The organism is Immundisolibacter sp., from assembly GCF_028696615.1.
Taxonomy (GTDB): Bacteria; Pseudomonadota; Gammaproteobacteria; order Immundisolibacterales; family Immundisolibacteraceae; genus Immundisolibacter.
The window spans coordinates 1-11,132 of record NZ_JAQVGQ010000071.1 but is presented as its reverse complement, the minus strand read 5'-3'; the positions used below and the strand labels follow the sequence as shown (position 1 = coordinate 11,132).

At 65.2% G+C, this 11,132-nt stretch carries 8 protein-coding genes; 2 read left to right on the top strand and 6 right to left on the bottom strand.

Annotation, left to right across the window (positions count from 1 at the left end; genetic code table 11):
* Positions 1-181: 181 nt before the first annotated feature.
* The 5 genes from PHC73_RS06580 to PHC73_RS06560 form a co-directional block, all read right to left on the bottom strand.
* The gene (locus tag PHC73_RS06580; RefSeq protein ID WP_300125936.1) at positions 182-2,245 is read right to left on the bottom strand and encodes a TonB-dependent receptor; all 2,064 of its coding nucleotides are present in this window, start codon (positions 2,243-2,245) and stop codon (positions 182-184) included.
* Positions 2,246-2,342: 97 nt separating this feature from the next.
* Positions 2,343-3,146, bottom strand: a complete 804-nt coding sequence (locus tag PHC73_RS06575; RefSeq protein WP_300125933.1) for a hypothetical protein — start codon at positions 3,144-3,146, stop codon at positions 2,343-2,345.
* A gap of 147 nt (positions 3,147-3,293) precedes the next feature.
* The gene (locus tag PHC73_RS06570; RefSeq protein ID WP_300125931.1) at positions 3,294-4,106 is read right to left on the bottom strand and encodes a hypothetical protein; all 813 of its coding nucleotides are present in this window, start codon (positions 4,104-4,106) and stop codon (positions 3,294-3,296) included.
* Positions 4,103-6,046, bottom strand: a complete 1,944-nt coding sequence (locus tag PHC73_RS06565; RefSeq protein ID WP_300125929.1) for a thiamine pyrophosphate-binding protein — start codon at positions 6,044-6,046, stop codon at positions 4,103-4,105. Before PHC73_RS06565 ends, PHC73_RS06570 begins: the two co-directional genes overlap by 4 nt.
* Before the next feature lie 507 nt (positions 6,047-6,553).
* Complete coding sequence (locus tag PHC73_RS06560; protein WP_300125926.1) at positions 6,554-8,470, bottom strand: ATP-binding cassette domain-containing protein; 1,917 nt, start codon at positions 8,468-8,470, stop codon at positions 6,554-6,556.
* A gap of 103 nt (positions 8,471-8,573) precedes the next feature.
* Between PHC73_RS06560 and PHC73_RS06555 the strand changes: the two genes are divergently transcribed.
* Both PHC73_RS06555 and PHC73_RS06550 read left to right on the top strand, forming a co-directional pair.
* A complete protein-coding gene (locus PHC73_RS06555; protein WP_300125923.1) occupies positions 8,574-8,897 on the top strand; it encodes a hypothetical protein in 324 nt (107 codons plus the stop codon).
* Positions 8,898-8,922: 25 nt separating this feature from the next.
* Positions 8,923-10,134 carry an aromatic ring-hydroxylating dioxygenase subunit alpha gene (locus tag PHC73_RS06550; RefSeq protein WP_300125920.1) on the top strand — a complete coding sequence of 404 codons (1,212 nt, stop codon included), beginning with the start codon at positions 8,923-8,925 and terminating at the stop codon, positions 10,132-10,134.
* 59 nt (positions 10,135-10,193) lie between these two features.
* Here PHC73_RS06550 and nadC read toward each other — a convergent pair whose 3' ends face one another.
* A complete protein-coding gene (gene nadC / locus PHC73_RS06545; protein WP_300125918.1) occupies positions 10,194-11,054 on the bottom strand; it encodes a carboxylating nicotinate-nucleotide diphosphorylase in 861 nt (286 codons plus the stop codon).
* Positions 11,055-11,132: the final 78 nt, after the last annotated feature.

The window sequence follows — 11,132 nt, the reverse complement described above, 5'->3', positions numbered from 1 at the left end:
TTTGCTGCAGGATGGACCGGTACGGCTCGCGCACGTCCGGCATCACCACCAGCACTTCGGCGGCGCAGACCGTGCAGGCGACGCCGGCGAGCAGGGCCAAAACCAGCAGGTGAACGGTTGCTTTCAATGGGTGTCGTAGGACGCGGGGCGGGCAGTAGGGCGCCGAAGGTGGCCACCGGGATCATAGAAACTGCTTGCTGATCTCGATGAACATATTGCGTCCGGCCATCGGCAGGTCGTTCGGGATCAAGGCCGAAGCGCTCGGCTCGCGCACGTCGCTGTTGAATAGGTTGTGCACCGACAGCCGCATGCCCCAGTCATCGCCGAACAAGTGCTGGCCGCGCAGGGTGAGGTCGCAGCTCAGATAATCCCCGACCTTGGGGCGCTCGTCGCCGGGCGCCCGCTTGCGATCGAACACGCCGACGGCCTGCCCCGACAGGCTCCATTGCGGTGTGAAGGTCCAGTCCGCACGCGCATAGGCCAGATGCGTCGGCGCAAAGCCCACGTCGTCGTCGGCCGCGTCGTCGGTGGATTTCTGATACGCGTAGTTGCCAGACAGGCGCAGGCGTCGCGACGCCTGCCAGGCCAGTTCCGTTTCCAGTCCATAGCCGGTCTGGCGGCCGGTGTTCTGGGCGGTGGCGCTGGTGGCCGGCGCCGGATCGGGCACGAAGCGGATGATGTCGTCCATGCGGTAATAAAAGACGTTGACCGCCGTGCGCAGGTCTCGCCCGGCGTCCCAGTCGAGGCCGAGTTCGAGCGTGTCGATGGTTTCGGGATCGAGCGAGGGGTTGCCGATGTTGGCCGGGTTATTGACGGCATAGAGTTCCTGGAATGAAGGAGCCCGAAACGCCCGTCCATACAACAGCTTGGTAGTCAGCGCATAGCTGGTTTGCCACACTAGCGCCAGGCGCGGATTCAGCGTGGTGCCGAAGTCCGAATAATCGTCCAGCCGCAAGCCGGCGGTGAGCGTCCAGTCGCGGCGCAGGTTCCATTCGTCCTGTGCAAAGGCGTAGGCGATGGTGCGGTTTTCCTCGCGCACGAAGGCGGCGATGTCGCTGACATCCACCAGCGATCCCAACGGGAAAGGCAGGGTGCCGAGCGGCGGTCCGAGGTCGACCAACGTGTAATTGCGGCTTTCTTCCACCTTGTACAGGTCTTCCTTGCGGTAACCGCCGCCCAGGCGCAGGCGGTGGCGGTCGATGCCGGTGTAGAGCGCGCTCAGCTCGCCGCGGTAGTGACGCTCGTAGACGTCGGGATTGCCGATCACGCCGTTCGGAAACGCGCCGCCAAAGGCGCCGGGCGGGAACAGCGTCAAGCGCGCCAGGTTCTGGACGTCGTAATAGCTCAGGCTGCCGTTCAGGCCGAGGTGGTTGCCGAAATCGGGATTGTCGTAGCTCAGATCGGCGCTCAGGCGCCGGCCGTCGCCGCGGCCGGTGGGGTCGAGGGCTTGGCTGACTCCGGCGCCGACACCGATATCATTGACTTCCTGAAAGCCACTTCGCAGCCGCCAGTGGCCGCGACTGACGTCGGCCCGTGCCTCGATGTTGTCGCGGTTCAGGTTGACCGGCCCGGGCGCCAGCGATGCGCTGGTGCCGAACAGGCCGTCCAGCGTGCTCTGGGCATCGGCAGAAATGGTGCGGCTGGGGCCGTCACTGCGGTAGCGTTCGACGTAGAAATACGATTCGAAGCCACCGATGGTGCCGCCCCATTGGGCGTACTGGTCGTTGCGGTCGAACGACCCCGCGCGCGCCCCGACCTCCAGGCCGTGCACGTCGGCGGCGGCTTTGGTGATGATGTTGATCACGCCCGCAAACGCGTCGGCACCGTAAAGGGCCGAACCGGGGCCGCGAATGACCTCGATGCGCGCAATGCCGGTGACCGGCATGCGGCCCCAGGACGCGCCGAGTTGGCCATCGAATACGTTTTTGATGGGCAGGCCGTTGATGAGGACCAGCACCTGCGGATTGGTCTGGGTGTGAATGCCGCGGATGGAAAATATGGGCTTGTATCCCACGCCGGATGCCCCGACGTGAAGGCCGGGCACCGTTTCAAGCACTTCGTTCAGTTCCGTGGCGCCGATCGCGGCGATGTCCTCGGCGGTCACGACGCTGGCAATCGCCGGACTCTGTCGCAGCGGCTGCGCGTTGCCGGTGGCGATGCTGACCATCTCGGCGCTGCCGTAGATTTCGGCCAAGGCGGCTTCGTCGGCGCTCTGCGGCTGGGCGCAGACGCAAGCGGTGGCCACGCATGTCGCGAGCACGGCCAGGGCCCAGCATTTGTCGCGCCCCATGGGACGGTTGCGGCGGGTCATATCGGTACTCAGCCGGGGTCGGGAGGTGGCTCTACCAAACGCGCCGGGCCGGCCCGTGATATTGCAGGCGCTCGCAGCGCAGCGGGAATAAAGCGCCTTCCGGATGCAGGGCGGCATCTGACATGCAGTGAATCAATCCCGCACTAAACGCCAATAACGTTGCGTACTGGTATTCGGTGGCAGTGAGCTCTTGGTCCGCGTACAGGGCGCCCGCCAGTGCGGCCACGTTCATGCCCATGCGATGGGATTTGAGGATGTCGGCCACCTCCAGCGAAAGCAGAGTATGCACGCCGCCCCACAGTCCGAGGCGCCGTGCCAGCCGCTGCGCTGGCGCCAGGCGCTCGTCCACGTTGCGCAGTGGGCGACCGTAGCCGGGGATGGTGCGGTGCTGTTTCAGTTCCCGGATCACGAAATCCCGCAATGGCACGCCGCCGTCACGGGCGGCGCGCGCGCGTTGCAGAAAATCGAACGCGGCAACCATGGGCCGCTGGCCATAAATGGTGGCATCGGTCACTGCAATGGCCGCCCCGAGCGCCAAGCCCGGCGTGCTGCGGACGCTGCCCCCCAGCGCCGCCACGCGGTTGTTCCAGATGCGGGGTTCGGGGTAGCTGGCGGAGATTTTCCACAGTCCCTGGAACAGCTCGAGCTGGGCTGGGCTGAAACGGCGACCGGTGATGCCGTACATCAGCAGATCCATCCAGCTCAAGTCTTCCAGCGCATTCAGCAGGTCATGCCCTCGAAACGTGACCTTGCCGTCCGCCACCGACACCGCGCCGAGTTCGGTCGGCCAGTGGTCTTCGTATTGCGACAGGATTGACGAATTGGGTGTGTTCATTGCTTCACATGGCTCGTCGTGAGGGCAGCCGTGGGAGCGGCTTCAGCGGACGCGTCGTCGCTCGAACCTCGCCATTCGTGGCTGAAGCCGCTGCTACGGGGGCGGTGCGTCCGGGTAGAAGGGTTTTCGACGCCCGGCGTTTGCGTTTCACGCGGTGTCGGCGCTCGGCCCCACATACTCGACCGCGCCGTGAAAGAACGGAAAGCGCTTGAAGCCGTACTGTTTTTGTTCCAGCGCGTGCGCGGCGGCGCCCGGCAGGCGCAGCAGCAGGTAGAGCATTTCGCCCTGTTCGGCGCCGAGTCCGAGATCGCGACAGGCCGCCGCTGCCACGCCGGACATGGCCAGTGGCGCGCCGGCCGCCGTTTCGAGGGTGAGCCGGTGCTGCGCCAACCACGGCAGGTGCTGGCCGGCGCCGATCTCGGCCAGGGCATCGAGCGTCTGCAGCACCGGCGTGGCGCAGCGCGTGCCGTGGGGATCGAACCCCGGCGCGTGCTCCATGGGGGTCCAGATGTCGGCCCGTTCGGGCTGCGGCGGGTTTTTGAGGAATGTCTGCCAGGCCGCAAGGTCGCAGCCGAGCCGTTCCCAGGCTTCCAGCGCCACGCGTACCTCGTGGCCGCCGCCGAGATTGCCGGCGCCGACGCCGAGCGCCGCCATCAGCATGGCAGCCGCAGGCGAGCCCCCGACGCCGGCGCACATGGCCGCGTGCACGCTCGCCTCGCGCGGGCCGGGGTTGGCCAGCGCGATGGCAAGGCGTTCCAGCAGGTGCGCCTGGGCCGGCGCCGGACGCTCGCCGGCCAGCAGCAGGTACAGGTAGTCGACCAGGCTCGCCTTGCGCAGCAGGTCGCCGTAGACATCGTAGCCGCGGCAGTAACAGGCGGCGGCCGCGAAGGGGTTGTCGGGCTCAGCCTCCTCCTGCCAAATGTTAGTTTGGATGGATTCTGATCGCGAAGCATAACTCACGATATCGCCTCCAAAGCCTTCATTCGTCCACCCAAGGGGGGCACTTCTTCTGTGTCGACCAAGACGTCTATTAAATAAGGCTGCTTCTTTTGGCAAATCTTGAAGAAATCGATGCTAATAAGCTGTGTTGGGCTTTGAATGCGGCAGGCATTGATTCCCATTGCCTGGGCCATGGCTGCGAAATTAACTTCTGGTAGATCGAAGCCGATGGGCTCGGCGCCAGAAAGTCTTTGCCCATGTTTGACTGTGCCTAATGCGGAATCGTTCATGACAACAAAAATGACGCACAGTTGTTTTTGTAGTGCGACGGTCATTTCCTGGCCGTTCATCAACATGCTGCCATCTCCGGTCAGTACCACTACCGGCATATCAGGACTACCAAGCGCGGTGCCGATCGCTGCGCCCAGTCCCCATCCCATTGAGCCAAACTCGCCGGGGCAACGGAAGAGGCTTTCACTTGTTTGGCGTTGATCTGTGCGTCGGCGGGCCGACGTAGTCCGGTTATCGGTCGAGATCATCGGCAGGTTGCGGCGATCTGCTGCGGAGCGTCTTTCTGCGATTCTTCGATCGGGAATATGCAAGTAGTGTATTGCCCAGAAATTGGCGCCAGTGCCGTCGGCAATAAAGCGAGTTCCGGCCGGGAGAACTCTGGGCAGAATTCCCATTAATCGTTGCGGTTTTATGGGGGATGCGTCGGAGAGGTATTTCTCTGGGTCGTCGAGAGAGCAGTTGGGGATGTGGTGGAAAGACGTTGATGTGGTATTGGGCGTGGAATGAAAAATTGACAGGCTTTGCTGCCCAATGACCTGGTTGGGCGCCGTGAAGGTTTCTCTTTTGTTTGTTGTTTCAAGTGGTTGCGACGGACCCAAGAATTCATCAATTTGATTGAAGATTGCCAGAGGGTCGCCAAGAATATGGAGCTGCGCCATGTGTGAGCCATGAAAGTGTTCTGGGTTGGCATCCACATGAATAAGACGATGATGGAGGGCCGCATCTGGCCAGCTGCCGGTGGCGAATTCGCCAAAGCTGGTTCCCACGGCAATTATATAATCGACTGACTGGTTGTTGAGCGTTGCGAGGGCGCTTCGATGTCCTCCCATGCCAATAACTCCACGAAACTGGCGGTGAAAAGGGCTTATCAATCCCTTTCCGTAAGGTGTCGTTAGCACGGGCGCATCAAGGCGCAGGGCGAGGGCGAGAATGCGGCCAACGGCACCGCGCGCGCCTTCGCCTAAGAGGAAGCAGATTTTTCGCGCGCCGGAAATTTTTGCGTACAAGTCTTCAACTTTGGCGCGATCGATAGTGCTGGGTTTTTTGATCAAATCGGCCAAATTGGGAGCAAGGCTTGGTGGTTGAGTGATGGCTCGTGTGATATCAAGCGGCACACTTAAGTGAACTGCGCCGCATGGTTGTTGAAATGCCGAAAGAATGGCCTTGATCAGCTTGCGTTCGAGTTGGTTTTGGTGTGATATGAGAGTGTTGTATTTGGTAATGTGCTTATAGATGCCAATCGTATCGATGGCTGTGCAGCTTGATTCTTGAAGCCCTCCGCGACCAAAGTTTTCAAGCTTGGTCTGGGCGGTGATGGCAAGGAGCGGGATGCCATCCTGATGGGCGCTAGCCACCCCCGTGATCATATTGGTAGCCCCGGGGCCGGTGGTGGCAAAACACACGCCGAGCTTGCCGGTTTCGCGGGCGTAGCCGTCGGCCATGAAGGCCGCGCCGGACTCATGGCGGGCGACGACCAGTTTGGGCCCGCCGCGGCGCATGCCGCGGGCGATGGCGTTGACCAGGGGTTCGATGGCGCCGCCGGGAACACCGAACACGTACTCGACGCCGATTTGTTGCAGGTAGTGGACGATGAGATCGCCCCCTTCCATGGGGGCAGCCTCGATCGAAGCGCCAGCCGGCGTGGTGTTGGTGTTGTCCGTCGATTGCATGCCTTGGTTCCTTGTAGGGCCAGTGTTTGGGATGCGCTGATTTATTCAGCGCATCCCACCCGGGGCAGGAAACCCCGGCCTGAATCGAGGGCATAAGCCCTTGATTCAGGGAGCGCCGCGCGGGCGTGCACCGCGCGGCGGCGAGCTGAAAATTCCAGGGAGGGAATTTGTCAGCGTTTGCTTAGCAGCGTGATACACCTTAACCCAAAACTTTTTCGGCAAGTCCGGGGCTTACGATTGGGCGCTCACATTTTTATTCCATCAGGCTGCCATTTATCTGAGACGGCTTGGTTGCGTGAGCGTGGGCGCGGGGCGGCCACTTTGGCCCGCTGGGTCGCGCGCTCAGTGATTCGGCTCATCCGGCCACTTCTTCCCGGGTCAGGGCGTCTCGGCGCGATTTCTGTAAAACGTCTAGTGATTCAGCGCCTTGCGTGCGGGGCGTCGTGGCATGGGCCGCGGTGCAGCATTCCATTGGTGGGGCGCGCGGTCGTGGCGCCGCGGGTCACATCAGGCGGTGCCCGCTGGCGCTGCGCTGTTTTGCCGGCTTTCGAGCTCCTGCCAGCGCTCGAAGGCGCGTTCCAGCGCGTTGTTCAGTTGCGCCAGTTCGTGTTGCACGGCGCGCTGGGCGTCGACTGACTGCTGGTAGAACTCGGGTGCGGCCATGCGTTCGTGCAGGGCACCGATGCGGGCTTCGAGTTTTTCGATGTCCTGCGGCAGGCGTTTGAGCTCGCGCTGTTCGGCCTGGCCGAGGCGGCTGGCGCCCGCGGCAGGGCTGGCGGCAGCCGCTTGGCGGGTGGGTTTGGCGGGGCCTTTCTCGGCTGGCTTGCCAGGCGCGCCGCTGCGCTCGGCGCTGGCAGTTTGGCGCAGCCAGTCGTCGTAATCGCCTACGTAATGGCGAAAGCCGCGCTCGCCTTCGTGCACCAGAAGACCGTCGACCACTTCGTTGACGAAGGCGCGGTCGTGCGAGACCAGCAGGACCGTGCCGGGGTAGTCGAGGATCAGGTCTTCGAGTAGCTCCAGCGTCTCGACGTCGAGGTCGTTGGTCGGCTCGTCCAGCACCAGCACGTTGGATGGCTTGGCGAACAGCCGCGCCAGCAGCAGGCGGTTGCGCTCGCCGCCGGACAGCAGGCGCGTGGCGGTGCGGGCGCGTTCGGGCGTGAACAAAAACGCTTTCAGGTAGCCCAGCACGTGCATCGAGCGGCCGTCGAAGTCGATGCGGTCGGCGCCTTCGGCGATGTTCCAGGCCGCATCGCGGTCCGGGTCGAGCTGCTCGCGGTTCTGGTCGAAGTAGGCGATCTGCAGGTTCTCGCCGTGCACCAGGGTGCCGCTGTCCGGCGCGCGCAGACCGAGCAGCACGTTCAGCAGCGTGGTCTTGCCGCAGCCGTTCGGTCCCATCACGCCCAGCACCTGGCCGCGCTGCAGCTTGAAACTGAAATCGCGCAGTACGGTGGTGTCCGCAATGCGGGAGCTGACGTTCTTCGCCTCCAGCACGCGCTTGCTCGACTGCTCGCCAAACTGCGCCCGGATGGCGGCGCGCTGCTGGTACTTGCGCCGCGCGGCGGCCTGCTCGCGAAGATCATCGAGCGCCCGCACGCGGCCCATGTTGCGCGTGGTGCGGGCTTTGACGCCGCGGCGGATCCAGGCTTCTTCCTCGGCGAGCTTCTTGTCGAACTCGCGGTTCGCGGCCTGTTCGGCGGCCAGCGCGTCGGCCTTGCGGCGGCGGTAGTCGGCGTAGCGGCCGGGCCAGTTGTGCAGCGCGCCACGGTCGACTTCGACGATGCGCGTGGCGATGCGGTCCAGAAACGCCCGGTCGTGGCTGATGAACACCAGCGTCAGCGACGCCCCGAGCAGGAACTCTTCGAGCCAGGTGACGCCGGCGATGTCGAGATGGTTGGTCGGCTCGTCGAGCAGCAGCAGGTCCGGCTGGCCGACCAGCGCGCGGGCCAGCAGCACGCGCCGCTTCATGCCGCCCGACAGCTGCCGGAAGTCCATTTCCGCCGGCAGGCCCATGCGCGTCAGCAGCGCGTCCACCTCGATGCGCGCGCTCCAGGCGCCGGCGGCTTCGAGCGCGTGTTGCAGTTGGGCAAGACGCTCGGCGGGCGCGTGGTCGGCCACGGCCGTGTGGTACTCGTCCAGCAGCCGGCCGCGCTCGCCGAGCCCCGTGCTCACCACCGCGTACACGCTGCCGGCGATGTCGGTCGGTACTTCCTGCGGCAACTGCGCCACGCGCAGGCCGTCGCGGCGCTCGATCTCGCCGCCGTCCGGCTCCAGCGCGCCGGCCAGCAGGCGCATCAGCGTGGACTTGCCGGCGCCGTTGCGGCCGACCAGGCACAGCCGTTCGCCGTCCTCGACGGTGAGGTTGACGCGGTCCAGCACCGGTTCGCGGCTGTACTGGACAGTGACGTCGCGTAGTGTGATCAGCATGGCTTAACGGTCATTCGGAAGGGCTTGCGCGGACGCGGTGAAAGCGCCAGCATGAGGGCCGAGCCGGGAATTTGTCGGCAGTCAAGATGGCAGGAGGGGAAAAATGGTGAGCCTACCCCAGGAATTTGCGGACCTGGAGCCGCTATGCGCGGTCTGGGCCATCGGCGACGAGGCGGCGCGCAACCGCAAGCGCCTGGCCTCGTCCATGGCCGAGCTGCAGGACTTTTACAACGCGTTGCTGCCGCGCATGGACGCCATTATCCAGCACCTCAACGTGCGGCCGCTGGACAGTCTTGCGCCCGGCGAGCAGACGCTGCTCGATCTGGCGCTGATGTTCATGGAAGTGGCGCCGGCGGTGGAGATTTACAAGGACCCCGACGTGCCGTGGGGCTTCGCCGCCGAGCGCTTTCACATCCTGCCGGCCTGACCGGACATCACACGGAGACTCCCCCATGAACAAGCCCGCCGAGATCCCGCATCCGTACCTCGCGCAGTGGCCCGAGCTTGGCACCGGTCCGGTGCCGGTGGCGCCGGTGGTATCGCCCGAGTATTTCGAGCGCGAGCGCGAGGCCATTTTCAAGAAAGTCTGGCTGAACCTCGGCCGCGTCGAGGACATCCCGAACCCCGGCGATTACATGGTGCGCGACATCGCCATCTTGAAGGCATCGATCATCCTCGCGCGCGGCGAGGACGGGCAGGTGCGGGCGTTTCACAACGTCTGCCGCCACCGCGGCAACCAGGTGGCAAAGGGTCGCGGCAATGCCCGGGGCTTCGCCTGCGGTTTCCACGGCTGGACCTACGACACGGCCGGGCGGTGCGTGTTCGTGCCGGACGAGGAGGCGTTCTTCGATCTCGACCGCGCCAAGCTCGGCCTGCCGCCGGTGCGCTGCGAGACCTTCGCCGGCTTTATTTTCGTGACGGTCAATGCCGATGCGGCGCCGCTGGCGCAGTACCTCGGTGGCTTCGGCGAGCAGATTCGTGACTTCCCGTTCCACACCATGCGGCGCATGCACACGCTGAAGGCCGACGTGAACTGCAACTGGAAGGTGTTCATCGACGCCTTCCAGGAGTCCTACCACGGCCGCTTCGTGCACAAGCTGACCGCCACCGCCGCCGGCTGCACCGAGGACGACCCCTACGCGCACCTGACCTCGGTGCGCCTGTACGGTCCGCACCGCTCGGCCTCGGTGCCGTTCAACCCGGACTACCAGCCCACGCCGGCCGAGGCGCTGTCGTTCAAGTACGCGCAGTCGCTGTGGCTGCACGAGGGCAACGCCGGCACCGCGCGCGTGCCGGGCACCAACCCGGCCGGGCACCCCAACTGGCTGTTCGACATCAACGTGTGCTTCCCAAACTTTTTCGTGGACGTGTCCAGCAGCTGGTTCTTCACCTACCACTTCTGGCCGGTGGCGGTGGACCGCACGCACTGGGAGTACAACTTCTACATGTTGCCGCCCGCCAACGCCGGCGAGCGCATCAGCCGCGAGTACTCCAAGGTCTACCTGCGCGACCTGCTGCGCGAGGACCTGTCGACCGTGGAGACCACGCAGGCCGGGCTCGATTCGGGCGCCATCGAGCACATCATCCTGTCGGATCAGGAAGTCGCCGTGCGCCACCAGTACAAGGTGGTGGACGACATGGTGAACGGCCGCTGGCGCTGCTGATGGCGCGCTGATCGGCACATGCAAAATGGCCCCGCGGGGCCATTTTGCCGTCCGGGAGGTTACGCCCGCAGCGTGATGCCCGACACGCGCATGGACAGGTCCACCGCCTGCACGTGCTTGGTGAGCGCGCCCACGGAGATGAAATCGACGCCGGTGTCGGCGATGGCGCGCAGCTGATCGAGTGCCACCCCGCCGCTGGCCTCCAGCGTGGCCTTGCCGGCGGCGAGCGCCACCGCTTCGCGCATCATCGGCAGGGAAAAGTTGTCGAGCAGGATTTGCGGCGCGCCGGCGGCCAGCGCCTCGCGCAGCTGATCGAGCGTCTCGACCTCCACTTCGATGGGCGTGCCGGCGGGCGCCTGCCGGCGGGCGGCCTGGACCGCCGCCGTCACCGAGCCGGCCGCGGCGATGTGGTTTTCCTTGATCAGGATGGCGTCGTAAAGCCCCTTGCGGTGGTTGTGACCGCCGCCGCAGCGCACCGCGTATTTCTGCGCCAGACGCAGGCCGGGCAGGGTTTTGCGGGTGTCTAGCAGGCGCGTGCGCACCTCGCCGAGCGCCGCCACGAAGCGCCGCGTCGTGGTGGCGGTGCCGGACAAGGTCTGCAAGAAGTTGAGCGCGCAGCGCTCGCCGGTGAGCAGCGCCCGCGCCGGGCCGGCGAGCTCGCACAGCACCTGGTTGGCATCGACGGCGTCGCCGTCGGCCACGCGCCAATCGATCCGCAGCGCGGGGTCGAGCTGCCGGAACACGGCATCGAACCAGTCGCGCCCGCAGATCACCGCCGCTTCGCGGCAGACGACGCGCGCCGTGGCCTGCGCGTCCGCCGGGATCAGGCCGGCGGTGAGGTCGCCGGTGCCGACGTCTTCGGCAAGCGCCGCGCGGACCTGCGCGTCGATGGTGGCGAGGGTGTGAGGGTCTGGGTGCATGGGCGCTGTCGACGGGCGTGGGTGGCGGAGCGTCGGTCCATTATCGCCGTCCAGAACCACAAAGGGGCCGCCGCGGCG